This window comes from Vibrio sp. V23_P3S9T160, from assembly GCF_963886625.1.
Lineage (GTDB): Bacteria > Pseudomonadota > Gammaproteobacteria > Enterobacterales > Vibrionaceae > Vibrio > Vibrio anguillarum.
This window is the reverse complement of record NZ_CAWPDB010000139.1, coordinates 1-26,976: the sequence shown is the minus strand read 5'-3', so window position 1 is coordinate 26,976 and position 26,976 is coordinate 1. Positions and strand designations below refer to the sequence as shown.

Annotated in this window: 27 protein-coding genes; 23 read left to right on the top strand and 4 right to left on the bottom strand. The window is 45.6% G+C overall.

Annotated elements, in window-relative coordinates; translation table 11 throughout:
- Positions 1-206: 206 nt before the first annotated feature.
- The 4 genes from gyrB to dnaA all read right to left on the bottom strand — a co-directional run bounded on the left by gyrB (position 207) and on the right by dnaA (position 6,310).
- Positions 207-2,624 carry a DNA topoisomerase (ATP-hydrolyzing) subunit B gene (gene gyrB, locus AACU59_RS12385; RefSeq protein ID WP_094145678.1) on the bottom strand — a complete coding sequence of 806 codons (2,418 nt, stop codon included), beginning with the start codon at positions 2,622-2,624 and terminating at the stop codon, positions 207-209.
- A 19-nt stretch (positions 2,625-2,643) separates the two neighbouring features.
- Positions 2,644-3,723, bottom strand: a complete 1,080-nt coding sequence (recF, locus tag AACU59_RS12380) for a DNA replication/repair protein RecF (protein ID WP_088720679.1) — start codon at positions 3,721-3,723, stop codon at positions 2,644-2,646.
- Positions 3,724-3,732: 9 nt separating this feature from the next.
- Positions 3,733-4,833 (bottom strand): DNA polymerase III subunit beta, encoded by a 1,101-nt coding sequence (dnaN, locus tag AACU59_RS12375; protein ID WP_088720678.1) that lies wholly within the window; start codon positions 4,831-4,833, stop codon positions 3,733-3,735.
- Between the two features lie 73 nt (positions 4,834-4,906).
- Positions 4,907-6,310: a chromosomal replication initiator protein DnaA gene (gene dnaA, locus AACU59_RS12370; RefSeq protein WP_010319947.1), complete on the bottom strand. Its 1,404-nt coding sequence runs from the start codon at positions 6,308-6,310 to the stop codon at positions 4,907-4,909.
- A 309-nt stretch (positions 6,311-6,619) separates the two neighbouring features.
- On the opposite strand from dnaA, the gene AACU59_RS12365 reads away from it, so the two are divergent.
- From AACU59_RS12365 to glmU, 23 genes are all read left to right on the top strand, one after another.
- Positions 6,620-7,369 (top strand): amino acid ABC transporter substrate-binding protein, encoded by a 750-nt coding sequence (locus tag AACU59_RS12365; RefSeq protein WP_026027668.1) that lies wholly within the window; start codon positions 6,620-6,622, stop codon positions 7,367-7,369.
- A gap of 75 nt (positions 7,370-7,444) precedes the next feature.
- Positions 7,445-8,116 (top strand): amino acid ABC transporter permease, encoded by a 672-nt coding sequence (locus tag AACU59_RS12360; RefSeq protein WP_010319949.1) that lies wholly within the window; start codon positions 7,445-7,447, stop codon positions 8,114-8,116.
- Positions 8,113-8,862, top strand: coding sequence for an amino acid ABC transporter ATP-binding protein (locus tag AACU59_RS12355; protein ID WP_094145679.1), 750 nt, complete (start codon positions 8,113-8,115; stop codon positions 8,860-8,862). The genes AACU59_RS12360 and AACU59_RS12355 overlap by 4 nt, the downstream gene beginning before the upstream one ends.
- Before the next feature lie 195 nt (positions 8,863-9,057).
- On the top strand, positions 9,058-9,195 hold the full coding sequence (gene rpmH, locus AACU59_RS12350) for a 50S ribosomal protein L34 (protein WP_010319951.1): 138 nt from the start codon (positions 9,058-9,060) through the stop codon (positions 9,193-9,195).
- Positions 9,196-9,207: 12 nt separating this feature from the next.
- Positions 9,208-9,564 carry a ribonuclease P protein component gene (rnpA, locus tag AACU59_RS12345; protein ID WP_026027667.1) on the top strand — a complete coding sequence of 119 codons (357 nt, stop codon included), beginning with the start codon at positions 9,208-9,210 and terminating at the stop codon, positions 9,562-9,564.
- Positions 9,531-9,791 (top strand): membrane protein insertion efficiency factor YidD, encoded by a 261-nt coding sequence (gene yidD, locus AACU59_RS12340; protein WP_010319953.1) that lies wholly within the window; start codon positions 9,531-9,533, stop codon positions 9,789-9,791. Before rnpA ends, yidD begins: the two co-directional genes overlap by 34 nt.
- Before the next feature lie 2 nt (positions 9,792-9,793).
- Positions 9,794-11,416 carry a membrane protein insertase YidC gene (gene yidC, locus AACU59_RS12335; RefSeq protein ID WP_017046370.1) on the top strand — a complete coding sequence of 541 codons (1,623 nt, stop codon included), beginning with the start codon at positions 9,794-9,796 and terminating at the stop codon, positions 11,414-11,416.
- A gap of 112 nt (positions 11,417-11,528) precedes the next feature.
- Complete coding sequence (gene mnmE / locus AACU59_RS12330) at positions 11,529-12,890, top strand: tRNA uridine-5-carboxymethylaminomethyl(34) synthesis GTPase MnmE (protein ID WP_094145680.1); 1,362 nt, start codon at positions 11,529-11,531, stop codon at positions 12,888-12,890.
- Positions 12,891-12,933: 43 nt separating this feature from the next.
- A complete protein-coding gene (mioC, locus tag AACU59_RS12325) occupies positions 12,934-13,368 on the top strand; it encodes an FMN-binding protein MioC (protein WP_013855584.1) in 435 nt (144 codons plus the stop codon).
- A gap of 480 nt (positions 13,369-13,848) precedes the next feature.
- The gene (gene mnmG, locus AACU59_RS12320; RefSeq protein ID WP_010319957.1) at positions 13,849-15,747 is read left to right on the top strand and encodes a tRNA uridine-5-carboxymethylaminomethyl(34) synthesis enzyme MnmG; all 1,899 of its coding nucleotides are present in this window, start codon (positions 13,849-13,851) and stop codon (positions 15,745-15,747) included.
- Complete coding sequence (rsmG, locus tag AACU59_RS12315) at positions 15,744-16,376, top strand: 16S rRNA (guanine(527)-N(7))-methyltransferase RsmG (protein ID WP_017047815.1); 633 nt, start codon at positions 15,744-15,746, stop codon at positions 16,374-16,376. Before mnmG ends, rsmG begins: the two co-directional genes overlap by 4 nt.
- Before the next feature lie 14 nt (positions 16,377-16,390).
- Positions 16,391-17,164 (top strand): ParA family protein, encoded by a 774-nt coding sequence (locus AACU59_RS12310; RefSeq protein ID WP_013855586.1) that lies wholly within the window; start codon positions 16,391-16,393, stop codon positions 17,162-17,164.
- 24 nt (positions 17,165-17,188) lie between these two features.
- On the top strand, positions 17,189-18,070 hold the full coding sequence (locus tag AACU59_RS12305) for a ParB/RepB/Spo0J family partition protein (protein WP_017044113.1): 882 nt from the start codon (positions 17,189-17,191) through the stop codon (positions 18,068-18,070).
- Positions 18,071-18,258: 188 nt separating this feature from the next.
- On the top strand, positions 18,259-18,648 hold the full coding sequence (locus AACU59_RS12300; protein WP_013855588.1) for a F0F1 ATP synthase subunit I: 390 nt from the start codon (positions 18,259-18,261) through the stop codon (positions 18,646-18,648).
- An 8-nt stretch (positions 18,649-18,656) separates the two neighbouring features.
- A complete protein-coding gene (gene atpB, locus AACU59_RS12295; RefSeq protein ID WP_013855589.1) occupies positions 18,657-19,487 on the top strand; it encodes a F0F1 ATP synthase subunit A in 831 nt (276 codons plus the stop codon).
- 57 nt (positions 19,488-19,544) lie between these two features.
- Positions 19,545-19,799 (top strand): F0F1 ATP synthase subunit C, encoded by a 255-nt coding sequence (atpE, locus tag AACU59_RS12290; protein WP_002540812.1) that lies wholly within the window; start codon positions 19,545-19,547, stop codon positions 19,797-19,799.
- 76 nt (positions 19,800-19,875) lie between these two features.
- A complete protein-coding gene (gene atpF, locus AACU59_RS12285) occupies positions 19,876-20,346 on the top strand; it encodes a F0F1 ATP synthase subunit B (protein ID WP_013855591.1) in 471 nt (156 codons plus the stop codon).
- 15 nt (positions 20,347-20,361) lie between these two features.
- Positions 20,362-20,895, top strand: coding sequence for a F0F1 ATP synthase subunit delta (atpH, locus tag AACU59_RS12280; RefSeq protein ID WP_088729310.1), 534 nt, complete (start codon positions 20,362-20,364; stop codon positions 20,893-20,895).
- Positions 20,896-20,908: 13 nt separating this feature from the next.
- Positions 20,909-22,450, top strand: a complete 1,542-nt coding sequence (gene atpA, locus AACU59_RS12275; protein ID WP_094145486.1) for a F0F1 ATP synthase subunit alpha — start codon at positions 20,909-20,911, stop codon at positions 22,448-22,450.
- Between the two features lie 63 nt (positions 22,451-22,513).
- Complete coding sequence (atpG, locus tag AACU59_RS12270; protein ID WP_013855594.1) at positions 22,514-23,380, top strand: F0F1 ATP synthase subunit gamma; 867 nt, start codon at positions 22,514-22,516, stop codon at positions 23,378-23,380.
- Positions 23,381-23,414: 34 nt separating this feature from the next.
- Complete coding sequence (gene atpD, locus AACU59_RS12265) at positions 23,415-24,818, top strand: F0F1 ATP synthase subunit beta (RefSeq protein WP_010319968.1); 1,404 nt, start codon at positions 23,415-23,417, stop codon at positions 24,816-24,818.
- Positions 24,819-24,836: 18 nt separating this feature from the next.
- A complete protein-coding gene (locus AACU59_RS12260) occupies positions 24,837-25,259 on the top strand; it encodes a F0F1 ATP synthase subunit epsilon (RefSeq protein ID WP_013855597.1) in 423 nt (140 codons plus the stop codon).
- A 150-nt stretch (positions 25,260-25,409) separates the two neighbouring features.
- A complete protein-coding gene (gene glmU / locus AACU59_RS12255) occupies positions 25,410-26,771 on the top strand; it encodes a bifunctional UDP-N-acetylglucosamine diphosphorylase/glucosamine-1-phosphate N-acetyltransferase GlmU (protein ID WP_026029111.1) in 1,362 nt (453 codons plus the stop codon).
- The last annotated feature ends 205 nt before the right edge of the window (positions 26,772-26,976 follow it).

Genomic DNA, 26,976 nt, shown 5'->3' with positions numbered 1-26,976 from the left:
ATAAAATAGTAGATACTTTTTTTTATTGAGAGAAAATCCCAATAAAAAAACGTTTATGACCTTTTATCCTTGAAGGCAACCTAAGATAAGTAGAAAGTGTTGATGCTAAAAATGGTTGCTCCCACGTTGGGTGACTTTGTATTGACCATAAAAAAAACACCGCTCTTGCGAAACGGTGTTTTTGGGATTTGCTTTATAGCAACGACTTAGACATCGAGGTTGGCAACTTTTAAGGCGTTCTCTTCGATGAATGCGCGACGCGGCTCAACTTGATCACCCATCAAGGTGGTAAACAGTTCATCAGCACCAACAGCATCTTCAATCGTGACTTGCAGCATACGGCGAGATTCAGGATCCATCGTCGTTTCCCACAGCTGATCTGGGTTCATTTCACCTAGACCTTTGTAGCGTTGTAGGCTTAGGCCACGACGAGACTCTTTAATTAACCAGTTCAACGCATCAACAAAGTTATCGACAGGTTGAATACGCTCGCCACGTTGAATGTAAGCCCCTTCTTCAACTAAGCCATAAAGTGCTTCAGAAAGGTCCGCCAGCTTGCTGTACTCTTTCGAATTGAGCAAATCAGCACTTAATAGATGTTGGTGCGTTACACCATGAGTGCGCACTACAATCTTAGGCTGATAAATACCAAGCTCTGCATTGTGCTCAGTTTCAATGCTGTATTGGCTTGCGCCAACTTCTTTCGCATTTAACTGCTCTACCAGCTGTTTGCCCCACGCTTCTACTACTGCAGAATCAGCGCATTGATCAACAATGATACGCGGCATATAGATGAATTCATGGATCAAGGCGTAAGGGTAGCGGCGACTCATACGCTCCACCAGCTTAATGGCGATATTGTATTGCTTAACCAAGGTTTCTAACGCTTCACCTGCTAATGCTGGCGCTTGAGGGTTAACATGCAATGAGGCACCATCCAATGCCAAAGCAACTTGGTATTGGTTCATCGCATCTTCATCTTTGATGTACTGCTCTTGCTTGCCTTTTTTCACTTTATACAAAGGCGGTTGAGCAATGTAGATGTAGCCACGCTCAATCAGCTCAGGCATTTGACGATAGAAGAAGGTCAACAGTAGCGTACGGATGTGCGAACCGTCGACGTCCGCATCGGTCATGATGATGATGTTGTGATAACGCAGTTTGTCTGGGTTATATTCATCACGGCCAATGCCACAGCCTAATGCGGTGATAAGCGTTGCTACTTCTTGCGAAGAAAGCATTTTGTCGAAACGTGCTTTTTCAACGTTAAGAATTTTACCTTTCAGTGGCAAAATCGCTTGGTTTTTACGGTTGCGTCCCTGCTTGGCAGAACCGCCAGCAGAGTCCCCTTCCACTATGTACAGTTCAGATAGTGCAGGATCTTTTTCTTGGCAATCGGCGAGTTTACCCGGCAAACCGGCAAGATCTAACGCACCTTTACGACGTGTCATTTCACGCGCTTTACGCGCCGCTTCACGAGCACGAGCCGCATCAATGATTTTTGAACAGACCATTTTGGCTTCACTTGGGTTTTCAGCCAAAAACTCCGCCAATTTCTCACCCATTGCTGACTCAACCGCAGATTTAACCTCGGATGAAACCAATTTATCTTTAGTTTGGCTAGAGAACTTAGGATCCGGCACTTTCACTGAAACCACCGCGGTTAAGCCTTCACGGGCATCATCACCCGAGGTCGCCGCTTGCGCTTTTTTCGAGAAGCCTTCTTTATCCATGAAGGTGTTTAGGGTACGAGTTAACGCCCCACGGAAACCCGCTAAGTGGGCACCACCATCACGTTGAGGAATATTGTTGGTAAAGCAGTAAATGTTTTCTTGGAAACCATCGTTCCACTGCATCGCCACTTCTACGGTAATCCCATCGTCACGCTCAGAGCTGAAATGGAATACTTTTTCATGGATTGGCGTTTTATTGCGGTTTAAATGGCCAACAAACGCTTTAATACCACCTTCATATCTGAAGTGGTCTTTTTTGTCTTCTTCGCGTTCATCAAACAGTTTGATGGATACACCAGAGTTTAGGAAAGAGAGCTCACGCAGACGCTTAGCTAAAATATCGTAATGGAATTCAATGTTGGTAAAGGTTTCAGCACTTGGCCAAAAACGCAGGGTTGTCCCTGTTTTATCGGTTTCACCCACCACAGCCAACGGCGCTTGTGGCACACCGTGACAATAAGTTTGTGTGTGAATAGCGCCGTTACGATAGATAGTCAGTAGCACTTTTTCAGACAGCGCGTTGACAACGGACACACCGACGCCGTGCAGACCACCCGAAACCTTGTATGAGTTGTCATCAAATTTACCGCCCGCATGCAGAACCGTCATAATAACTTCCGCGGCAGAAACTTGTTCTTCTTCGTGAAGGTCGGTAGGAATACCACGGCCATCATCGCTAACTGAAACTGAATTGTCTTCGTGAATAGTCACTACGATGTCTTTACAGTGACCTGCCAACGCTTCATCAATTGAGTTATCCACCACCTCAAAAACCATGTGGTGCAGACCGGTGCCATCATCCGTGTCGCCGATGTACATTCCTGGACGTTTACGAACCGCGTCCAGACCCTTCAGTACCTTAATACTCGATGAATCGTAATTATTCGACATGAGTTACTCTCTCACTATTTTATCCGTGCTCTATTGTGCCATGTTCCACATGAAACATCTTGCTGTTTGACTCAATCATGTCTGCAACTTGGCCTTGCGTAATAGAACTTACAAAAACTTGTGCCCCCGTCGATTTTAAGCAATCCGCTAAACGCTTACGACGATGGCTATCTAATTCGGAAGCAAAGTCATCAATTAAATAGATGCATTGCTTACCTGTCAGCTCGGTTAAGTGTTGTCCTTGTGCGACGCGCAGTGCACACACCATTAATTTAAGCTGACCGCGTGATAGAACATCTTCAACCGGTGTTCCATTGATCTTTATTTTTAAATCCGCTTTGTTCGGGCCACTGAATGTGTAGCCTAGCGATTGATCGCGTTCGAAGTTTTTCTCGAGGATTTGTTGATAGGGCGTCTCTTTTTCCCAACCACGATAATACTTCATTTGCACATCAAATTCTGGCAAAAAACTGCGACACAACGCCTCGGCAACACACTTCATTTGCGTCACATAATGTGTGCGCCATGCATCGATTTGTTCAGCCAAGCGCGCCATCTCCTGATCCCAATAACTGAGTTCACGATAATGGGTTGCCGTTTTTAACAACGCATTGCGCTGCTTATTGAGGCGCTTAAAACGCCCCCATGCATCATAAAAGGCAGGTTCACTATGAAATACCCCCCAATCAATAAATGCACGTCGTTGTTTTGGTCCATCGGTGAGCAGATCAAACCCTTCCGGATGAATCAATTGCAAAGGTAAAACTTGTGCCAGTTGCGCCAGTTTTTGCCCAGATTGACCGCCTATTTTAACCTCTGTTGAACCGTCACGCTGCTTATTAATGCCAATCGGTAGCTCAAATTGATCCGAGGTCAAAAAACGCCCATGCACAAACAGCTCCTGACACTCATTTTGTATGACGCGTCCGGTTAAGGCGCTTTTGAACGAGCGACCATGTCCCAGCAAGTAAATAGCTTCCAATACACTGGTTTTGCCGCTGCCATTAGGGCCAATAAGAAAGTTAAAGCCTGATGATAATGGGATATCACAGGCTTTAATATTGCGAAATTGTTGGACGATTAAACGAGTCAGCGGCATTGCGCAAACTTAAAGTCGGATCGGCATGACAACATACATCGCGCTGTCGTCATCGCGATTTTCAATCAGCGCACTGGCGTTGGCGTCAGACATCGATACACGAACCTGTTCACAACGTAATGTATTCAGTACATCGAGCACATAGCTGACGTTAAAACCGATTTCGATGGCGTCGCCTTCAAAGGTGACATCCAACAACTCTTCCGCTTCTTCTTGCTCTGGGTTGTTGGCGGTAATGCGCATTTCATTATCCGCAAGATTAACCCGTACCCCGCGAAACTTTTCATTTGAGAGAATCGCGGCACGAGAAAATGCCTGACGTAACTCATCACAGCCCGTTTCTAAGGTTTTGGTCGTTTGCTGCGGCATAACGCGGCGATAATCAGGGAAGCGGCCATCAACCAGCTTAGAAGTGAAGATGAAATTATTCACTTGGGCGCGCAAATTTGAGCTACCAATTTGCAGCACAACCGGCTGTTCTGGCGCATCAAGTAACTTGACCAGTTCCTGTACCCCTTTACGCGGCACGATGATCTGTTTATTGGCAAAATCCGCGCTGAGTGCCGTTTGCGAAACCGCCATACGGTGTCCATCGGTTGCCACAGAGCGCAAGGTTGAACCGTCGATTTCAAATAGCATACCGTTCAGGTAATAACGCACATCTTGGTTAGCCATCGAAAACTGGGTTTTCTCAATTAAACTGCGCAGTTCTGCCTGAGTGAGCGACACTTCCACTTCACTTTGCCAATCTTCAATATTAGGAAAGTCACTGGCAGGTAAGGTTGCCAGAGAGAAACGGCTACGGCCAGAACGCATCTGAATGCGATCGCCTTCCAATACCACAGTGATCACGGCGCTATCGGGCAAGCCGCGACAAATATCTAAAAATTTACGCGCAGGGACAGTGATGCTTCCTGCTTCGCACTCACCTTCAAGTGTCACACGGCTAATCAGTTCGACTTCAAGATCGGTCGCCGTCATCGACAGCACGTTCTCTTCCACTTTGAGCAACAAATTACCAAGAATTGGCAAAGTCGCACGTCCGCCTAATGTTCCAGATACTTGCTGAAGTGGCTTAATGAAGTGGCTACGTTCAATAGTAAATTTCATAGTTAGCTCTTACGATGTTATCGGGCAACCCCAAATGTGAGGGTTAAAATAGCTGATATAAGAAGGTTGTGCATCAAGAAGACAGGGTACGAATTAAATTCGAATAGTCTTCTTTGATGTCGTGGCTCTCTTCACGTAACTGCTGGATTTTACGGCAAGCGTGCAGCACTGTCGTATGATCTCGGCCACCAAACGCATCACCAATTTCAGGCAAGCTGTGGTTAGTCAGCTCTTTAGCCAGTGCCATCGCCAACTGGCGTGGACGAGCAACCGAACGAGAGCGACGTTTAGAAAGCAAATCCGCCACTTTAATTTTGTAGTATTCCGCCACGGTCTTTTGAATGTTATCAATGGTGACCAATTTTTCTTGCAAAGCTAATAAGTCACGCAGCGCTTCACGCACAAAATCGATGGTGATCGGACGGCCAGTAAAGTTAGCGTTGGCGATAACACGGTTTAGTGCACCTTCCAATTCACGCACGTTGGAACGTAAGCGTTTGGCAATAAAAAAGGCAACTTCATCGGCAAGATGAATTTGGTGATCTTCTGCCTTCTTCATTAAAATCGCGACACGCGTTTCAAGCTCTGGTGGCTCAATCGCAACCGTCAAACCCCAACCAAAACGAGATTTCAGGCGATCTTCCACCCCATTGATCTCTTTCGGATAGCGGTCGGAAGTCAAAATGATTTGTTGGTTACCTTCAAGCAATGCGTTAAAGGTATGAAAGAACTCTTCTTGCGAACGCTCTTTATTAGCAAAGAATTGAATATCATCGATCAAGAGTGCATCAACACTGCGGTAATAGCGTTTGAACTCTTCAATCGCATTATTTTGCAGCGCTTTCACCATATCTTGCACGAAACGCTCTGAGTGCATGTAAATCACTTTCGCATTCGGGTTGTTATCAACAATCGCATTACCAACGGCGTGCAATAAGTGTGTTTTACCTAGCCCTGTACCACCGTATAAGAAGAGTGGGTTATAGGCCGCGCCGGGATTATCGGAAACTTGACGCGCTGCAGCCAAACCAAGTTGGTTCGATTTACCTTCAACGAAGTTATTGAACTTATGTTTAGGGTTAACGTTTGATCTGTGATTGATGTCTGCCACAACCGTGTCGTTTTCCCACGTACGATGTACTGGTTTACGCGCTTGTAACTGTGCAGGAGCTGAAGATTCAGCCGCGACATCCGCTTGAGTACGAACGGGAGCAGCTTTAGGCGCGCTGACCCGGCGACTACCCACTTCAAAACGCAGGTTCGGGGTATCGTGGCCACAATGCTCTTGCAGTAGTCGGTTGATGCTGTTGATGTATTTATCGCGCACCCAATCAAGCACAAATCGGTTTGGGGCGAATAAAGTGAGAGTATTGTCATTGAGCTCCGCTTGTAACGGACGTACCCACATGCTGAATTCCGCTGCTGGTAACTCTTCTTGAAGCTGTTGCAAACATTGCAACCAAAGCGAAGATGACACGGTTGCCCTCACCCTAAGTAAATGATCGAAAAGACTGGCGATTTTACCTGTTGATAACCAAGATCGCCAGCGATTGATCCGTGATCCAGTGAATAAGATCGAAGTTATTCACACAATTTGCGCTTGATTTTTGTCGATCTTCACAATTAGCACCACTTTACCCACACGATGATCCACATATACAAGGATCCTCTATACTTATCCCCAATTGTGTCACTATGTTCGGTTATGGTTAATAACTACTGGTTATTTATTCTATTGAGTGCTTTACCAGTAACATTCCTCTCTATAAATATAAGGAGTTTCAAGATGAAAAACTGGGTTAAAGTCGCCATTACTGCAATTGCACTATCCGCTGCAAGCGTACACGCGGCAACGGAAATAAAAGTCGGCATGTCAGGGCGCTATTTTCCATTCACTTTTGTCAAACAAGACAAGCTGCAAGGCTTTGAAGTGGATGTTTGGGATGAGATAGGTAAACGCAATGATTACGATGTAAAATATGTTACGGCTAATTTCTCCGGTCTCTTTGGCCTGCTTGAAACTGGCCGAATTGATACCATTTCAAACCAAATCACCGTCACAGAAGCACGTAAAGCGAAATACTTATTTGCTGACCCGTATGTCATCGACGGTGCACAAATTACCGTTCGCAAAGGTAATGACAGCATTAAAGGGATTGACGATCTTGCTGGCAAAACGGTCGCGGTCAATTTAGGCTCAAACTTCGAGCAGCTACTGCGCAGCTTTGACAAAGACAATAAAATCATCATCAAAACTTACGATACTGGCATTGAACATGACGTTGCTCTTGGCCGTGCCGATGCGTTTGTGATGGATCGCCTTTCGGCTCTGGAATTGATTAAAACAACGGGCTTACCGTTGCAATTGGCTGGTCACCCTTTTGAAACCATTGAAAACGCTTGGCCGTTTGTTAACAACGAGCAAGGCCAAAAACTGCAAGCTGAAGTGAATCAAGCGTTAGCCTCGATGCGCGCTGATGGCACACTAAGTGCGATTTCTGAAAAATGGTTTGCTGCCGATATCACCAATAAGTAAATTCCCCTATTATCAAAAGATAGGATTGAGGTGGAACCACATATTCCACCTTTTTTGTTTTAAAAAGGTAAGCCGATGGGATTTGATTTTCACTATATGCTTGAGCTGATGCCAATACTGCTCAGGTATTTAGGCACCACCATGGAGATGGCGACTTGGGGCTTAGTGTTTGCTTTGATCCTGTCGGTCATTTTAGCCAATATTCGTGTGTTCAAAGTGCCCATTTTGGATCCGCTAAGCCAGCTGTATATCAGCTTTTTCCGCGGTACTCCCCTGCTGGTACAACTATTTCTACTCTACTATGGTCTGCCACAAGTGTTACCGTGGATGGTCGGTTTAAATGCATTTAGCGCCGCGGTGATCGGGCTAACTCTTCACTTCGCCGCTTATATGGCAGAAAGTATTCGCGCCGCCATTTTGGGTATTGATCGCAGCCAAATGGAAGCGAGTTTGTCTGTGGGTATGACCACAAGCCAAGCAATGCGCCGCATTATTTTGCCGCAAGCTACTCGTATCGCGTTGCCATCATTAATGAATTACTTCATTGATATGATCAAATCGACCTCATTAGCTTTTACATTAGGAGTCGCTGAGATCATGGCCAGAGCGCAGATGGAAGCTTCGTCAAGCTTTCGCTTCTTTGAAGCTTTCCTCGCCGTTGCATTAATTTACTGGGCCGTAGTGGTGGTACTGACTCGGGTACAAATTTGGGCTGAAGAGAGACTCAATAAGGCGTATGTACGATGATTAAACTCGATAATATTCATAAGCGCTTTGGCGAGACTGAAGTGCTCAAAGGCATCAGCTTAGCAATAGAAAAAGGTGAAATCATCGTCATTATTGGCTCAAGCGGTACCGGTAAATCGACCTTACTGCGCTGCGTCAACTTCCTAGAACGCGCAGACCAAGGCTCCATTACTATTGATGATGTCACCGTCGACACCCAGCAACAGACCAAAGCAGATGTATTAGCACTGCGCAGAAAAACAGGCTTTGTTTTTCAAAACTACGCGCTGTTTGCTCATATGACGGCGAGGCAAAATGTCGCCGAAGGGCTCATTACGGTGCACGGTTGGAAAAAAGATCTCGCCCTGACCCGTGCACAGCAGATTTTGGATGACATCGGTCTTGGGGATAAAGGAGAGAGTTATCCCGCAGCGCTTTCTGGTGGCCAGCAGCAGCGCGTTGGGATCGGTCGTGCGATGGCGCTACAACCAGAATTACTGCTATTTGATGAACCTACATCAGCACTTGATCCTGAATGGGTTGGCGAAGTGCTTGCTTTAATGAAGAAATTAGCCACTCATCACCAAACAATGCTGGTGATTACCCATGAGATGCAGTTTGCAAAGGAGGTAGCCGATCGCGTGATCTTCATGGCTGATGGGCAAATTGTAGAGCAAGGCTCTCCACAGGATATCTTTGGTAATCCACAGGATCCTAAGCTCAAGAAATTTTTAAATCAGGTGGGGATCGACGAAGGATCCTTGTGATTTAAAGGAGACTGCGTATAATCCCCCGACCGGAATTTTAGTGAACCCAATCGTTGACACTTATTGTGACAGTGATTACAATTCCGCCTCTTTGTTGAGAGGCGTCGGATTCCTTTCTTTCTATAAAGAAGCGAAAATATGCCCACGCCGGGTTTATTTGAACCTAAAAACTACTGATCAGTAAGGTAATTACACATGTCTAAACGCACTTTTCAACCTACCGTTCTAAAGCGCAAGCGTACTCACGGTTTCCGTGCACGCATGGCAACTAAGAATGGCCGTAAGGTTATTAATGCACGTCGTGCTAAAGGCCGCGCGCGCCTGTCAAAATAATTCGCGATTATTTTGAATACGTACGCGTTCAATCGGGAGTTACGTTTGTTAACTCCCGAACATTATAAAAAAGTCTTCCAGCAAGCGCACAGCGCAGGCTCCCCCCATTTCACTATCATTGCTCGCGAAAACGCTCTTACCCACCCAAGGTTAGGGTTGGCCGTCCCCAAAAAACAGATCAAAACAGCTGTTGGCCGTAATCGCTTCAAACGCCTCGCTCGCGAAAGCTTCCGTAATAAACAGCATCAACTTCCTAACAAAGATTTTGTTGTGATTGCGAAAAAGAGCGCGCAAGATTTAAGCAATGAAGAAATGTTCAAACTATTTGAAAAATTATGGCATCGCCTGTCTCGCCCTTCGCGTGGTTAGCAATCGGATTCGTCCGTCTTTACCAAGGAATCATCAGTCCTCTGCTTGGACCACGCTGTCGTTTTACTCCAACCTGTTCAAACTATGCGATAGAAGCGTTGAAAGCTCACGGTTTTGTAAAAGGGTGTTGGTTATCAGGCAAACGTCTATTAAAATGCCACCCTTTGAACGAAGGGGGTTTTGACCCCGTTCCGCCACCAGTCCAAAAACAAGACAGAGATAATTAACGATGGATTCTCAACGTAATATCCTGTTAATCGCCTTGGCACTCGTTTCTTTTTTACTTTTCCAGCAATGGCAAGTAGCAAAGAACCCAGCACCTCAAGCGGTTGAGCAGGCACAAAATAGCAGCACTTTAACTGCACCATCTATGGCTGATGAGTTAGACCCAGCACCAGCAGTAACCAATGCGTCTGCAAAAACCATCACCGTCAAGACTGATGTACTGACTCTGTCAATTGACACGGTAGGTGGTGATGTAGTGAAGGCCGAGCTGAATAAGTACGATGCTGAACTCAATTCAGAAGACCCATTTGTGCTACTTAAAGACATTCCTGGTCACCAGTTTATCGCGCAAAGTGGTTTAGTCGGACCGCAAGGGATCGATTTAAGCAGCAACAATCGTCCAAACTATACTGTTAGCGCCGACACCTTTGCTCTAGCGGATGGTCAAGACGAACTGCGCATTCCCATGACTTATCAAGCCAATGGCCTTGAATACACCAAAACCTTCATCCTTAAACGTGGCAGCTACGCCTTGGATGTTGAATTTGATGTAGTCAACCAATCTGGTAATAACGCGACACTGGGTATGTATGCACACCTACGCCAAAATTTATTGGACGCTGGTGGCAGCTTGGCTATGCCAACTTACCGTGGCGGTGCTTACTCAACACAAGATACACGTTATAAGAAATACAGTTTCGATGATATGCAAGATCGTAACTTGTCACTGCCTTTGGTTAACGGTGAAGGTTGGGCGGCGATGATCCAACACTACTTTGCCAGCGCGTGGATCCCACGTGATGCAGCAGGGTCAAACTTATACACTCGCGTAATTGGCAACTTAGGTGATATTGGTGTTCGCATGCCAAATAAAACCATCGCCAACGGTGAAAAAGCAACATTCTTAGCCACACTTTGGGTGGGTCCAAAACTGCAAGATGAGATGGCTGCTGTTGCGCCAAATCTTGATCTAGTTGTCGACTACGGCTGGTTATGGTTTATTGCAAAACCACTACACATGTTGCTTTCATTCATTCAAAGCTTCGTTAGCAACTGGGGTGTAGCGATCATCTGCTTAACCTTCATTGTTCGTGGTGCAATGTACCCACTGACCAAAGCACAATACACCTCTATGGCAAAAATGCGCATGCTGCAACCGAAGCTGCAAGCAATGCGTGAGCGCATCGGCGATGACCGCCAACGCATGAGCCAAGAAATGATGGAGCTGTATAAGAAAGAGAAAGTAAACCCACTCGGTGGTTGTTTACCTATCTTCCTGCAAATGCCTATCTTCATTGCGCTTTACTGGTCATTAATGGAATCGGTTGAACTGCGTCATTCACCTTTCTTTGGTTGGATTCATGACCTTTCAGCACAAGACCCATACTACATCTTGCCACTGCTGATGGGTGTGAGTATGTTTATGATCCAGAAAATGAGCCCGACGACAGTCACTGACCCGATGCAACAGAAGATCATGACCTTTATGCCGGTTATGTTTACATTCTTCTTCTTGTTCTTCCCATCAGGTTTAGTGATTTACTGGTTGGTATCGAACATCGTTACCTTGATCCAGCAAACCTTGATTTACAAAGCGCTGGAGAAAAAAGGCTTACACTCTAAGTAGCCACTTCAGCAAGAAGTCACACTGACAAGTGAAACAAAGGCGACCTTTTGGTCGCCTTTTTGTTTTTGGCTGATTACAATTGCGCTCATACACCCCTATGTTAGGTACCCTTATGTCTACAGACACCATTGTTGCTCAAGCAACCGCTCCAGGCCGAGGTGGCGTGGGGATTATTCGCGTCTCAGGCCCGAAAGCCGCTCAAGTCGCGCTTGAAGTAACCGGGAAAACGCTAAAACCTCGTTATGCGGAATACTTGCCTTTTAAGCATCAAGATGGCACCGAACTTGACCAAGGCATCGCGATCTATTTTCCTAACCCTCACTCCTTTACCGGCGAAGATGTGCTCGAACTACAAGGACACGGCGGTCCGGTCGTCATGGATATGCTGATCAAACGCATTTTGGCTATCAGTGGCTTGCGCGCAGCGCGCCCGGGTGAATTTTCTGAGCGTGCGTTTTTAAACGACAAAATGGATTTAACCCAAGCGGAAGCGATTGCCGATTTGATTGACGCCAGCTCTGAAGAAGCGGCCAAATCCGCCCTGCATTCATTGCAAGGTCAATTTTCCAAACGCATTCACACCTTGGTCGATTCCCTAATCCACCTGCGAATTTACGTTGAAGCAGCGATTGATTTTCCTGAAGAGGAGATCGATTTTCTTGCCGATGGTAAAGTTGCCGCAGATCTGCAAAATATCATCGACAAATTAGACGCTGTGCGCAAAGAGGCCAATCAAGGGGCCATTTTACGCGAAGGGATGAAAGTGGTGATAGCAGGGCGTCCTAACGCGGGCAAATCGAGTCTATTGAATGCGCTTTCAGGCAAAGATTCAGCAATCGTCACCGACATCGCAGGAACCACGCGTGACGTACTGAGAGAGCACATCCACATCGATGGCATGCCACTGCATATCATCGATACCGCTGGCCTACGTGATGCCAATGACGAAGTCGAAAGAATAGGCATTGAGCGTGCTTGGGATGAAATAGCAAAAGCAGATCGTGTACTCTTTATGGTTGACGGCACCACCACCGCTGCCACCGATCCGAAAGAAATCTGGCCAGATTTTGTCGATCGATTGCCTGAAAACATCGGCATGACGGTGATCCGCAACAAAGTCGATCAAACCAAAGAATCGCTCGGTATCTGTCATGTGAATTCTCCAACCTTAATCCGCCTGTCGGCAAAAACTGGAGAGGGAGTTGATGCTCTGCGCACTCATCTCAAAGAGTGCATGGGCTTTGCTGGGGGCAATGAAGGCGGTTTTATGGCCAGACGACGCCATTTGGACGCGCTAGAGCGCGCCGCACAGCACCTCATTATTGGTCAGCAGCAGCTCGAAGGCTACATGGCCGGTGAAATCTTAGCGGAAGAACTGCGTTTATCGCAGCAACATCTAAACGAGATAACGGGCGAATTTAGCTCCGATGACTTGTTAGGGCGCATCTTTTCGTCGTTCTGTATTGGCAAATGATCGCAGTGAGAAGCTTGATCACTCTTAATTATAGGAATATCTCATGATCCATATCATCACTGGCAGCACCTTAGGAGGCGCTGAATATGTCGCCGATCATCTCAACGATCTACTGCAAGAGCAAGGTTATACTACGACTATCCACAACCAACCCAACTTAAGTGAACTCCCCGCACAAGGGACTTGGCTCATTGTCACCTCCACGCATGGAGCGGGTGACTACCCAGACAATATCCAACCTTTTATCGCTTCTTTGCAATCAACACCACCGAACACGAGCGAGTTAAAATATGCCGTGGTAGCACTTGGCGATTCAAGCTATGACACGTTTTGCGCAGCAGGTAAGCATGCATATCAACTGCTTGAGGATATAGGTGCAACGCCAATTAGCGACTGTTTCACCATAGATATATTAGAATATTCCGTTCCTGAAGATGCCGCTGAAGTATGGCTCAAACAGCACATCGAACAATTCTAGCGAATGGCATAAAGTCACCAAGCGGCCTGTGAGCCGCTTTTTTGTACTCTTAAGCTCTGTGTATAACTGTCTCAATACTCGCCATAGAAAAGTTAAGTCCATTTTAAATATTTTAATGTGTATAACTATGCTGTTATTCGGTGATTAACCTATAGTTATCCAATTAATAACTTATGCATTTTACGACCCTGTGTGTAACTAGCCTTTTTGATCCCAGCTAATACACGATTAGATCATGTCAGGATCACAGCTTGTGATCCTCTTAAAAACCATGATCTTGTTGATCATTTATCGGTTATCCACAGATATGCTCGATCCTAATAATAGATCTAATAAAAGATCTCTATATAGATCTTATATATTATTAACTTACCAAGCTCAGATTAAAAAAGCAGAAAAGCGATTTTCTAGCCAGTGGAAAGCAGGTAGAATACGCCTCTTTTGTCAGTCCATGCTTCATTGAATACCTGAGGTCGGTTCATGCTTTATCACGAAAAATTTGACGTCATTGTGGTCGGTGGTGGCCATGCTGGAACGGAAGCCGCTCTCGCTGCAGCTCGTACTGGTCAAAGTACGCTATTGCTTACTCATAACATTGAGACTCTAGGACAGATGTCGTGCAATCCTGCGATTGGCGGAATTGGTAAAGGACATCTGGTTAAAGAAGTCGATGCCATGGGCGGTCTAATGGCACAAGCGATTGATCATGCAGGTATTCAATTTAGAACACTCAATGCCTCAAAAGGGCCAGCGGTTCGAGCGACTCGAGCCCAAGCAGATCGTGCGCTTTACAAATCGTATGTGCGTGATGTGCTTGAAAACACGCCAAACTTAACTTTGTTCCAACAAGCGGTCGATGATCTTATCGTTGAAAATGATCGTGTAATGGGCGTTGTGACTCAAATGGGCCTCAAATTCCACGCCAAAGCGGTGGTATTGACGGTAGGCACCTTCCTTGGTGGAAAGATCCACATTGGTCTTGAAAACTTCTCAGGAGGCCGCGCAGGAGATCCTCCATCGATCGCATTAGCGCAACGTTTACGTGAACTGCCGTTTCGAGTCGATCGTTTAAAAACGGGTACGCCACCAAGGATCGATGCGCGCAGCGTGGACTTCTCAGTGTTAGAAACACAACACGGTGATAACCCAACGCCTGTTTTTTCCTTCATGGGACAACGTGAACAGCATCCACGTCAAATACCATGCTACATCACGCATACCAACGATAAAACGCATGATGTGATCCGTGCCAATCTTGATCGTAGTCCGATGTACGCAGGTGTCATCGAAGGTATCGGCCCACGCTACTGCCCATCGATCGAAGACAAAGTCATGCGTTTTGCCGACAAAAATAGCCATCAAATTTTTATCGAGCCTGAAGGTTTGACCACGACAGAACTCTACCCTAACGGTATTTCCACCAGCTTACCGTTTGATGTACAAGTGCAGATCGTTCGCTCAATGAAAGGGTTTGAAAACGCACATATTGTTCGTCCGGGTTACGCCATCGAGTACGATTTTTTCAATCCACAAGATTTAAAACAAACCTATGAAACCAAATTCATCAGTGGTTTGTTCTTTGCTGGTCAAATCAACGGCACCACCGGATACGAAGAAGCGGCAGCGCAAGGGTTAATGGCTGGTTTGAATGCAAGCTTATTTAGCCAAGAAAAAGAAGGCTGGAGTCCACGCCGTGATCAAGCTTACATGGGCGTGTTGATCGATGATCTTTCCACTATGGGTACCAAAGAACCTTATCGTATGTTTACCTCTCGCGCTGAATATCGCTTACTGCTACGCGAAGATAATGCCGATTTGCGTTTAACCGAAAAAGCCAGAGAGTTAGGTTTAGTCGATGATGCGCGCTGGGCGCGTTTTAATCAAAAAATGGAAAACATGGAAATCGAGCGTCAACGTTTGAAACAAACGTGGATGAACCCGAACTCCGTTGGTGTTGATGCACTGAATGCGTTGCTCAAAACACCCATGTCTCGTGAAGCAAGTGGTGAAGATCTACTACGTCGACCTGAAATCACCTATCAACAGCTCACGTCGCTTGAGTCATTTGCACCAGCATTGAACGATAGTGAAGCGGCTGAGCAAGTTGAAATTCAAATCAAATACGATGGTTATATTCAGCGTCAGCAAGATGAGATCGACAAATCATTGCGCCATGAGCACACTAAATTGCCGCTGGATCTTGACTATAAACAGGTCAAAGGCTTGTCCAACGAAGTGATCCTTAAGCTTAACAATGCCAAACCTGAAACGGTTGGTATTGCCTCTCGTATTTCTGGTATTACACCAGCTGCTATTTCTATCTTATTGGTTTATTTGAAAAAGCAAGGTGTACTGAAGAAAGGGGAAGACGCCGCATGAGCGAGTTAAGAACGCGTCTCGATGATTTAATTGGTCAAACCGATCTCGAGGTCAATGAGCAGCAACGTAGCCAATTAGTCGGTTACGTGGAACTGCTGAATAAATGGAACAAAGCCTACAATCTCACCTCAGTGCGCGATCCTATGGATATGTTGGTGAAACATATTTTAGATAGTATAGTGGTAAGTCCTCACTTACAGGGTGAGCGTTTTATCGACGTTGGTACTGGGCCCGGTTTACCTGGTATACCTCTCGCTATCATGAATCCTGATAAAACCTTTTACTTACTCGATAGTTTAGGTAAGCGCATTCGTTTTATTAAACAAGTTCTGCATGAGCTTGATATTAAAAATGTGACCGCGATTCAAAGTCGAGTCGAAGAGTTTCAGCCTGAAGTAAAATTTGATGGCGTACTGAGCCGTGCGTTTGCTTCAATGCTCGATATGGTGGAATGGTGTCACCATTTACCAAAAGAAACATCGGGCCGATTTTTAGCCCTGAAAGGACAACGGCCAGATGAGGAAATAGCCACACTACCTGAGTGGTGTTCTGTGACTGATGTCAAAGCTTTGAAAGTTCCTGAGTTGGAAGGTGACCGTCATCTTGTAATCTTATCTCGCAAGGGATAACAGCGAGGCATACCGTGGGCAAAATCGTAGCAATCGCCAACCAGAAAGGTGGCGTAGGAAAAACAACAACGTGCATTAACTTAGCGGCCTCTATGGCGGCGACTAAGCGTAAAGTTTTAGTGATCGATCTCGACCCACAAGGCAATGCAACGATGGCCAGTGGTGTTGATAAGTATCAAGTAGATGCAACCGCGTACGAATTGTTGGTCGAAGACACCCCTTTTGATGAAGTCGTGTGTCGCAAAACAACGGGACACTACGATTTGATTGCGGCAAACGGAGACGTGACAGCCGCTGAAATCAAATTAATGGAAGTCTTTGCTCGCGAAGTGCGTTTGAAAAATGCCCTCGCGCCAGTTCGTGATAACTATGATTTCATCTTTATTGATTGTCCTCCTTCTTTAAATCTTCTTACAATCAACGCCATGGCCGCAGCGGATTCTGTGTTAGTGCCAATGCAATGTGAGTATTTTGCATTAGAAGGTTTAACGGCGTTAATGGATACCATCAGCAAGTTAGCCGCGGTAGTCAACGAAAACCTGAAAATCGAAGGGTTACTTCGAACGATGTACGATCCGCGTAATCGCCTAGCCAATGAAGTATCCGATCAACTGAAAAAGCACTTTGGAAACAAAGTCTATCGCACCGTTATTCCTCGTAATGTCCGTCTTGCTGAAGCGCCAAGTTATGGCAAACCAGCAATGTACTACGACAAGTATTCAGCTGGGGCAAAAGCGTATCTCGCCTTAGCTGGCGAAATGCTTCGTCGAGAAGAAATACCCGCATAATCTCAACTAAAGGAATTCGTCTACATGACTAAACGTGGTTTAGGAAAAGGATTGGATGCATTGCTCGCAACCAGTTCTCTTGCTCGTGAAAAGGAGCAAGCCGCCTCACATAGCCAAGCACTCTCTTCTGATGGCGAATTAATGGATATCGCGGTATCAAATTTGAAACCTGGCATGTATCAACCACGTAAAGATATGTCGGCAGAAGCGTTGGAAGAGCTATCTGCGTCTATCCAATCGCAAGGTATTATCCAGCCGATCGTAGTAAGACGTTTAGAGCTTGGCGGCTATGAAATTATTGCAGGTGAACGCCGTTGGCGCGCTGCAAAACAAGCAGGTTTAAAGCAAGTGCCCTGTTTGATCAAAAATGTCCAAGATCGCGCTGCGATTGCGATGGCACTGATAGAAAATATTCAACGCGAAGATTTGAATGCGATTGAAGAAGCACAAGCTTTAGAGCGGTTGCAAGACGAATTTAAGCTCACTCACCAACAGGTGGCTGATGTGATTGGTAAATCACGCACTACCGTGAGTAACTTATTACGCTTAAATCAATTGGCGGATGGCGTGAAGCGTTTAGTGGAAACCAAGCAACTTGAAATGGGCCATGCACGAGCATTATTGATGCTCGAAGGCGATCAACAAATTGAAATTGCACAACGTGTGGCCGCAAAACAGCTGACCGTGAGACAAACTGAGCAATTAGTGAAAAAGTGTCTAACACAGCCTTCTGAGGACGGATCGGCATCGGAAGACTTAGATGCACAACAAATGTCACAAAGATTGAGTGAAATGTTAGGGGCTAAAGTGTCGATCATTCGTTCAAAAGGTGGCAAAGCCAAAATGACGATTAGTCTTGATGAGCCTCACAAATTAGAGCAACTAATTGCCAAGCTAGAAAGCTAAATGAGATAATTGATTTAAGTCAATTATGCAAAAAACGTTTTTTTATTTGAAAGTTGTCGGTTTGTAAACAAAATTGTAACTTTTTGCTGTCTTTCAATTGCAATCAGTTCGACTCACCGTATAATTTTCGCCAATTTCCCAGCCCTATGTTGTAGATGAGCTGAGGATATTACTAGAGGTACGAATACATGGTAGCTGCGTTGGCTAGACCAGGACGAGAGCTTGCTAAGCGATTGTTAATGATCCAGTCTGGCGCGGTTATTTTTGTGGCGGCAGGGATGGCGGTAGCTGTAAATGCTGAATGGGGCTTTTCTGCGCTGATTGGGGGTGGCATCTTTGTCATTGCCAATGCGGTTTTTGCGCTGTGTGCTTTTATGTTTAGTGGAGCTCGTGCTGCGAAGCAAGTCGCGGCCTCTTTCTACACTGGCGAAGTACTCAAGATCCTCATCACAGTTGCACTGTTCTGTGTTGCCTACATGTATATGCAGGTGGAACTCGTTCCCCTCAAACTAACCTATTTGCTGGCTCTAGGTATTAATATCTGTGCGCCAGTGCTATTCATTAACAACAAAAAATAGGATGAGTTATGGCTGCGCCAGGTGAAGCGCTAACATCGTCCGGATACATTGAACACCACTTGACGAACCTCTCTCTTGCGAAGATTTCTGAGCATTACGATTTGGGGCTGTCAATTAGTGAGACGAGTTTCTGGAACGTACATATCGATAGCCTGTTTTTTTCCTTGTTTACTGGCTTAATATTCCTATGGATATTTCGCTCTGTAGCAAAGAAAGCAACAGCGGGTGTACCCGGTAAGCTGCAGTGTTTTGTTGAAATATTGGTAGAATTTGTCGATCAAAACGTCAAAGACACCTTTCATGGACGCAATCCACTTATAGCACCGCTGGCACTGACTATCTTTTGTTGGGTATTGTTAATGAACATCATGGACTTAGTGCCCATCGATTTCTTACCGTATCCAGCACAACATTGGCTTGGTATCCCTTATCTAAAAGTGGTTCCGTCAGCTGATGTGAATATCACCATGGCTATGGCTCTAGGCGTATTTGCTCTGATGATTTACTACAGCATCAAAGTGAAAGGCCTAGGTGGTTTTGCGAAAGAATTAGCTCTACATCCATTCAATCACTGGACCATGATTCCGTTTAACCTACTTATTGAAGTGGTATCGTTACTTGCGAAACCTCTCTCACTCGGTATGCGTCTATTCGGTAACATGTTCGCAGGTGAGGTGGTATTTATTCTTATCGCAGCGATGCTACCATGGTGGCTACAATGGATGGGTTCACTACCGTGGGCGATTTTCCATATTCTGGTAATTCTGATTCAATCTTTCGTGTTCATGATGCTGACTATTGTTTATCTATCAATGGCACACGAAGATAGTGATCATTAATTTTTTAAAGCTTTTTATTTGGGCACATAAGCCAACAACTATAAATTGGAGATAGTAATGGAAACTTTACTGAGCTTTTCTGCAATCGCCGTAGGTATTATCGTCGGTCTTGCTTCTCTTGGTACAGCGATTGGTTTCGCACTTCTAGGCGGTAAATTCCTTGAAGGTGCTGCTCGTCAACCAGAAATGGCTCCTATGCTACAAGTTAAGATGTTTATCATCGCGGGTCTACTTGATGCGGTTCCTATGATCGGTATCGTAATTGCGCTTCTATTCACTTTCGCGAACCCATTTGTTGGTCAACTAGGTTAATCAACCGATCACACAAATTGATGATTTGTCGTTGATTAATACTTTTCGTTGGTGAACAAATAGAGGGGTAGCTGTTGTGAATATGAACGCAACTCTGCTAGGTCAAGCAATCGCGTTTGCACTGTTTGTGTGGTTCTGCATGAAATATGTATGGCCGCCAATCATGAATGCGATCGAAGAGCGTCAGAAGAAAATTGCTGACGGTCTTTCAGCCGCTGAGCGCGCTGCTAAAAACTTGGATCTAGCACAAGCCAACGCTTCTGAACAAATGAAAGAAGCGAAGCGCACTGCAACTGAGGTCATCGAACAGGCAAATAAACGTAAAGCTCAAATTTTAGACGAAGCACGTGAGGAAGCTCAGGCGGAACGCCAGAAAATCCTTGCTCAAGCGGAAGCTGAACTTGAATCTGAACGTAACCGTGCCCGCGATGAGCTGCGTAAACAAGTTGCAACTCTGGCTGTAGCTGGTGCTGAGAAAATCCTTGAGCGTTCTATCGATAAAGATGCGCACAAAGATATTCTCGACAACATTACTGCAAGACTTTAAGGATGGGGGCGCTTTATGTCTGATTTGACTACAATTGCACGCCCCTATGCTAAAGCAGCATTCGATTTTGCGGTAGAGAAAAAGCAACTTGACCAATGGGGTCAGATGTTAGCTTTTGCTGCCGAGGTCGCAAAGAACGAGCAAATGAAAGAGCTACTAACGGGCTCTGTTTCGGCTGAGAAATTAGCGGAAATTTTCATCGCAATTTGTGGCGAACAGTTTGATGTTTATGGCCATAACCTGTTAAAGGTGATGGCTGAGAATGGCCGATTAAAGGCTCTTCCTGATGTTAGTGAACAGTTCTTTGCTCTGAAACAAGAGCATGAGAAGCAGATGGATGTTGAAGTGATTTCAGCAACTGAGCTTTCTGATGAACAGCTTGTCAATATCAGCACCAAACTTGAGCAGCGTCTTGAACGCAAAGTTCAGCTGAATTGCAGTATAGATGAGACCCTACTTGGTGGGGTTATAATTCGAGCCGGAGACCTTGTCATCGATAACTCAGCCCGCGGTCGTTTAAACCGCCTGAGCGATGCATTACAGTCTTGATGGGGATTGGAGCATGCAACTTAATTCCACGGAAATTAGCGATCTAATTAAACAACGTATCGAATCTTTCGACGTTGTTAGTGAAGCTCGCAATGAAGGTACTATCGTATCGGTAAGCGATGGTATCATTCGCATTCACGGCCTAGCGGACGTGATGCAAGGTGAAATGATTGAATTACCGAGTGGCCGTTATGCACTTGCACTTAACCTTGAGCGTGACTCGGTTGGTGCGGTTGTCATGGGCCCATATGCTGACCTTAAGGAAGGCATGAAAGTAATAGGTTCTGGCCGTATTCTTGAAGTGCCAGTTGGTCCTGAATTGTTAGGTCGCGTAGTGAATACACTCGGTCAGCCTATCGATGGTAAAGGTCCTATCGAAGCGAAATTGTCTTCACCTGTTGAAATGATTGCACCTGGTGTAATCGACCGTAAATCAGTCGATCAACCAGTACAAACCGGCTATAAGTCAGTTGACTCTATGATCCCAATCGGTCGTGGCCAACGTGAACTTATCATCGGTGACCGTCAAACTGGTAAAACAGCCATGGCGATCGACGCAATCATTAACCAAAAAGATTCCGGTATTTACTCTATCTATGTTGCGATTGGCCAAAAAGCCTCAACTATCGCTAACGTAGTACGCAAATTAGAAGAGCACGGCGCGCTTGCAAACACAGTTGTGGTTGTTGCATCGGCTTCTGAATCAGCGGCGTTGCAATACCTTGCGCCATATGCAGGTTGTGCAATGGGTGAATACTTCCGCGATCGCGGTGAAGATGCACTGATTGTTTATGATGACTTATCTAAACAAGCGGTTGCTTACCGTCAGATCTCACTACTACTCAAACGCCCACCAGGCCGTGAAGCATTCCCAGGTGACGTTTTCTATCTCCACTCTCGTCTACTTGAGCGTGCTGCTCGTGTTAGCGAAGAGTATGTAGAACGTTTCACTAAGGGTGAAGTGAAAGGTAAAACCGGTTCTTTAACCGCGCTACCTATCATTGAAACACAAGCGGGTGACGTTTCAGCATTCGTACCGACTAACGTAATCTCGATTACCGATGGTCAGATCTTCCTACAAACTGAACTATTCAACGCGGGTGTTCGCCCAGCCGTTGACCCTGGTATTTCAGTATCTCGTGTAGGTGGTGCCGCTCAGACGAAAATCATCAAGAAACTGTCAGGTGGTATCCGTACCGCGCTTGCACAGTACCGCGAACTTGCTGCATTTGCTCAGTTCTCGTCAGATCTTGATGAAGCGACGAAGAGACAGCTAAACCATGGTCAGAAAGTAACAGAGCTGATGAAGCAGAAACAATATGCTCCGATGTCTGTGTTTGACCAAGCGTTGGTTATCTTTGCGGCAGAGCGTGGTTATTTAAATGATGTTGCGTTGAATAAACTGGCTGATTTTGAATCTGCTCTACTGTCGTATGCTCGTGGTCAATATGTTGATCTTGTAAAAGATATCGACAAATCGGGTGCTTATAACGATGAAATCGAAGCTCAGTTCAAGAAACTGGTTGACGATTTCAAGGCAACCCAGACCTGGTAATTGGTGGGTGACCTTAGGGTCACCACTGACCAATAACGGATTACCTTAAAAGAGAGTAAAACGATGGCCGGCGCAAAAGAGATACGTAATAAAATCGGTAGTGTTAAAAGCACGCAGAAAATTACGAAAGCGATGGAAATGGTAGCAGCTTCAAAAATGCGTCGTTCGCAAGACGGCATGGAAGCTTCTCGTCCATACGCTGAAACAATGCGTAAAGTGATCGGTCATGTGGCGAGTGCAAATCTAGAATATCGTCATCCTTATCTAGAAGAGCGCGAAGCCAAACGTGTTGGTTACATCATTATTTCAACAGACCGTGGTTTGTGTGGTGGTTTGAACGTGAACTTGTTCAAAAAAGCTCTACATGACATGAAAGATTGGTCGGAGAAAGGTGCTGAGGTTGAGCTGGCAATTGTGGGCTCAAAGGCAACGGCTTTCTTTAGAAACAGTGGCGCTAAAGTCGCTGCTCAAGTCTCTGGTTTGGGCGATAGCCCAACCTTGGAAGATTTGATCGGTTCCGTTGGTGTTATGCTGAAGAAATATGATGCAGGTGAGTTGGATCGCCTATACGTAGTGTTCAACAAATTTGTGAATACTATGGTTCAAGAACCAACGATCGATCAATTACTACCTTTGCCTAGATCGAATAGCGAAGAGATGAAACGCGAACATTCTTGGGATTACATCTATGAGCCTGAACCAAAGCCTCTACTCGATGCACTATTGCTGCGTTATGTAGAGTCTCAGGTTTATCAGGGTGTGGTTGAGAATCTTGCTTGTGAGCAAGCTGCTCGAATGATTGCGATGAAAGCAGCTACCGATAACGCAAGCAACTTGATTGATGATTTACAGCTTGTGTATAACAAAGCCCGTCAGGCGGCGATTACACAAGAACTATCGGAAATCGTTTCTGGTGCAGCAGCGGTTTAAGCTTAGGTAAAACAAACAGTTTAGAGGATTAACGATGGCTACAGGTAAGATCGTACAGATCATCGGTGCGGTAGTCGACGTAGAGTTCCCACAGGGCGAAGTACCAAGTGTTTACGATGCTCTGAATGTTGTGGATTCAAAAGAACGTCTCGTTCTTGAAGTTCAACAGCAGCTTGGCGGTGGCGTGATTCGCGCAATCGTAATGGGTAGCTCTGATGGTTTACGTCGTGGTTTGGTAGTTGAAAATACTGGCGCTCCAATTTCAGTACCAGTCGGTATTAAGACTTTAGGTCGTATCATGAACGTGCTTGGTGATGCGATTGATGAGCGTGGTGAAATCGGTGCGGAAGAGCTTTACTCTATCCACCGTCCAGCTCCAAGCTATGAAGAGCAATCAAACGAAACTGCTCTTCTTGAAACCGGTGTAAAAGTAATCGATTTGGTTTGTCCATTCTCTAAGGGTGGTAAAATCGGTCTATTTGGTGGTGCAGGTGTAGGTAAGACCGTTAACATGATGGAACTTATCAACAACATCGCACTGCAACACTCAGGTCTTTCAGTATTTGCGGGTGTTGGTGAACGTACTCGTGAAGGTAACGATTTCTACTATGAGATGCAGGAAGCAGGTGTTGTAAACATCGAAGAGCCTGAAAAATCAAAAGTAGCGATGGTTTACGGACAGATGAACGAGCCACCAGGCAACCGTCTACGTGTTGCACTGACGGGTTTGACAATGGCAGAACGTTTCCGTGACGAAGGTCGTGACGTACTTCTGTTCATCGATAACATCTACCGTTACACGCTTGCCGGTACGGAAGTATCAGCACTGCTAGGTCGTATGCCTTCAGCGGTAGGTTACCAACCTACTCTTGCAGAAGAAATGGGTGTGCTTCAGGAGCGTATTACGTCAACTAAGCAAGGTTCTATCACGTCTGTACAGGCGGTATATGTACCAGCAGATGACTTGACGGACCCGTCTCCAGCCACAACGTTCGCGCACTTGGATGCAACGGTTGTACTTAACCGTAACATCGCAGCAATGGGCCTATACCCAGCGATCGACCCACTCGATTCAACGTCTCGTCAGCTAGACCCACTCGTCGTAGGTCAAGAGCACTACGACATCGCTCGTGGCGTTCAGCAGACGCTTCAGCGCTACAAAGAGCTGAAAGACATCATTGCGATCTTGGGTATGGACGAGTTGTCTGAATCGGATAAGCAAGTTGTATCACGTGCACGTAAGATTGAACGTTTTCTAACTCAGCCTTATCACGTAGCTGAAGTATTTACAGGTGACCCTGGTGTTTACGTACCTCTAAAAGAGACGCTACGTGGCTTCAAAGGTCTTCTATCTGGTGAATACGATGACATTCCAGAGCAAGCGTTTATGTACTGCGGTACTATCGACGATGCGATTGAGAATGCTAAGAAGCTATAAGGCTAACTAGGAGGCGATATGGCAGCAATAACCTTTCACCTAGACGTCGTCAGTGCAGAGAAGAAAATCTTCTCTGGCCAAGTCGAAACGTTTCAGGTGACCGGTAGCGAAGGTGAACTGGGAATTTTCCATGGTCACACACCGCTGCTGACCGCTATTAAGCCTGGTATGGTGCGTATCGTTAAGCTACACGGCCACGAAGAAATTATTTATGTTTCGGGTGGTATTGTCGAAGTGCAACCGGGTACTGCTACAGTACTGGCTGATACGGCAATTCGTGGTGAAGAACTAGACGCAGCTAAGGCAGAAGAAGCCAAACGCAAAGCTGAAGAGAATATTTCAAATCAGCATGGCGATATGAACTTCGCACAAGCGGCCAGTGAACTGGCTAAAGCCATGGCTCAGTTACGAGTTATCGAGCTGACCAAAAAACGTCGTTAATGTGTTTTATAATTAAGACGTGATGTAAAAAGGCGACCTATAGGTCGCCTTTTTGCTTATTTTTTAACAGAAAATTATTTAGTTAAATTAACTATCTCTTTAATTACCGCTAAAATGCGGCTTAACTTTTTTAACGTCAATAGGTTGTCAATGAAATTTAGCGCAGTGATCCTCGCAGCAGGTAAAGGTACTCGAATGTATTCTAATATGCCTAAAGTGCTGCACACACTGGCGGGTAAGCCAATGGTGAAACACGTAATTGATACGTGCAATAGCTTAGGTGCCCAAAATATCCACTTGGTTTATGGTCATGGTGGTGAGCAAATGCAGCAAGCGCTTGCCGAAGAGTCGGTTAACTGGGTGCTGCAAGCGGATCAATTAGGAACTGGCCATGCCGTTGATCAAGCCTCGCCTCATTTCCAAGACGATGAGAAGATCCTCGTGTTGTACGGTGATGTTCCATTGATCTCGGAAGAAACCGTGGAAAGCTTGTTAGATGCACAGCCTAATGATGGAATAGCCTTGCTGACAGTGGTACTGGATAACCCAACCGGTTATGGCCGTATCGTGCGTAAGCATGGCCCTGTGGTGGCAATTGTTGAACAAAAAGATGCCACTGATGAGCAAAAGTTAATTAAAGAGATCAATACGGGCGTGATGGTGGCAACGGGGCGCGATCTCAAGCGCTGGTTGTCAGGCTTAAGTAATGAGAACGCACAAGGCGAATATTATCTGACAGATGTTATCGCTGCCGCGCACAATGAAGGCCGCGCAGTTGAGGCTGTTCATCCTGCCAGCTCTATTGAAGTGGAAGGAGTAAATGATCGCGCTCAACTGGCTCGTTTAGAGCGTGCTTATCAAGCAACACAAGCGAAAAAGCTATTAGAACAAGGTGTGATGCTACGTGATCCTACGCGTTTTGATCTGCGTGGTGAATTACAGTGTGGGATGGATGTTGAGATTGATGCAAACGTCATCATCGAAGGAAATGTCTCTTTGGGTGATAACGTAATTATCGGCATGGGTTGCGTGCTTAAAGATTGCGAAATTGATGACAACACAGTGATCCGCCCATACAGCGTCATTGAAGGGGCAACCGTTGCAGAAAACTGTACCGTTGGGCCTTTTACCCGTTTACGTCCTGGTGCTGAACTGCGTAATGATGCGCACGTAGGTAACTTCGTGGAAGTAAAAAATACTCGTTTGGGTGAAGGTTCAAAAGCCAATCACTTAACTTATCTTGGTGATGCTGAAATTGGCCAGCGTGTTAATGTCGGAGCTGGCGTTATCACTTGTAATTACGATGGTGTCAATAAATTCAAAACCACAATCGGTGATGATGTGTTTGTCGGTTCAGACAGCCAGTTGATTGCTCCTGTAACGATCGCCAATGGTGCAACGATTGGTGCTGGTACTACGCTAAGCAGTAACGTTGCTGAAGGTGAGTTAGTCATCACTCGCGCGAAAGAGCGCAAGATCAATGGTTGGAAGCGTCCTGTTAAGCGTAGCTAACAGCTAACAAATGAACGATTAAAAAGCCGCTCATCATGAGTAATGCCGATCAGTTAAGGCCAAAGTGATCGGTTGAACGATCCTTCAGAGCTGTCAAAATCCAAGTGTATTTAATGCACTTGGATTTTTTTATGGATGTTTCTCAAGCTCTAAACATAATTAATGATTGGAAACCTAGCAACGTTGAGACTTTGTCTGACTTACT

Excerpts from the sequence above, each read along its gene's own strand:
- gyrB (WP_094145678.1), bottom strand. The coding sequence starts at position 2,624 with ATGTCGAATAATTACGATTCATCGAGTATTAAGGTACTGAAGGGTCTG.
- recF (WP_088720679.1), bottom strand. The coding sequence starts at position 3,723 with ATGCCGCTGACTCGTTTAATCGTCCAACAATTTCGCAATATTAAAGCC.
- dnaN (WP_088720678.1), bottom strand. The coding sequence starts at position 4,833 with ATGAAATTTACTATTGAACGTAGCCACTTCATTAAGCCACTTCAGCAA.
- AACU59_RS12365 (WP_026027668.1), top strand. The coding sequence starts at position 6,620 with ATGAAAAACTGGGTTAAAGTCGCCATTACTGCAATTGCACTATCCGCT.
- AACU59_RS12360 (WP_010319949.1), top strand. The coding sequence starts at position 7,445 with ATGGGATTTGATTTTCACTATATGCTTGAGCTGATGCCAATACTGCTC.
- AACU59_RS12355 (WP_094145679.1), top strand. The coding sequence starts at position 8,113 with ATGATTAAACTCGATAATATTCATAAGCGCTTTGGCGAGACTGAAGTG.
- rpmH (WP_010319951.1), top strand. The coding sequence starts at position 9,058 with ATGTCTAAACGCACTTTTCAACCTACCGTTCTAAAGCGCAAGCGTACT.
- yidD (WP_010319953.1), top strand. The coding sequence starts at position 9,531 with ATGGCATCGCCTGTCTCGCCCTTCGCGTGGTTAGCAATCGGATTCGTC.
- yidC (WP_017046370.1), top strand. The coding sequence starts at position 9,794 with ATGGATTCTCAACGTAATATCCTGTTAATCGCCTTGGCACTCGTTTCT.
- mnmE (WP_094145680.1), top strand. The coding sequence starts at position 11,529 with ATGTCTACAGACACCATTGTTGCTCAAGCAACCGCTCCAGGCCGAGGT.
- mioC (WP_013855584.1), top strand. The coding sequence starts at position 12,934 with ATGATCCATATCATCACTGGCAGCACCTTAGGAGGCGCTGAATATGTC.
- mnmG (WP_010319957.1), top strand. The coding sequence starts at position 13,849 with ATGCTTTATCACGAAAAATTTGACGTCATTGTGGTCGGTGGTGGCCAT.
- rsmG (WP_017047815.1), top strand. The coding sequence starts at position 15,744 with ATGAGCGAGTTAAGAACGCGTCTCGATGATTTAATTGGTCAAACCGAT.
- AACU59_RS12305 (WP_017044113.1), top strand. The coding sequence starts at position 17,189 with ATGACTAAACGTGGTTTAGGAAAAGGATTGGATGCATTGCTCGCAACC.
- AACU59_RS12300 (WP_013855588.1), top strand. The coding sequence starts at position 18,259 with ATGGTAGCTGCGTTGGCTAGACCAGGACGAGAGCTTGCTAAGCGATTG.
- atpB (WP_013855589.1), top strand. The coding sequence starts at position 18,657 with ATGGCTGCGCCAGGTGAAGCGCTAACATCGTCCGGATACATTGAACAC.
- atpE (WP_002540812.1), top strand. The coding sequence starts at position 19,545 with ATGGAAACTTTACTGAGCTTTTCTGCAATCGCCGTAGGTATTATCGTC.
- atpH (WP_088729310.1), top strand. The coding sequence starts at position 20,362 with ATGTCTGATTTGACTACAATTGCACGCCCCTATGCTAAAGCAGCATTC.
- atpA (WP_094145486.1), top strand. The coding sequence starts at position 20,909 with ATGCAACTTAATTCCACGGAAATTAGCGATCTAATTAAACAACGTATC.
- atpG (WP_013855594.1), top strand. The coding sequence starts at position 22,514 with ATGGCCGGCGCAAAAGAGATACGTAATAAAATCGGTAGTGTTAAAAGC.
- atpD (WP_010319968.1), top strand. The coding sequence starts at position 23,415 with ATGGCTACAGGTAAGATCGTACAGATCATCGGTGCGGTAGTCGACGTA.
- AACU59_RS12260 (WP_013855597.1), top strand. The coding sequence starts at position 24,837 with ATGGCAGCAATAACCTTTCACCTAGACGTCGTCAGTGCAGAGAAGAAA.
- glmU (WP_026029111.1), top strand. The coding sequence starts at position 25,410 with ATGAAATTTAGCGCAGTGATCCTCGCAGCAGGTAAAGGTACTCGAATG.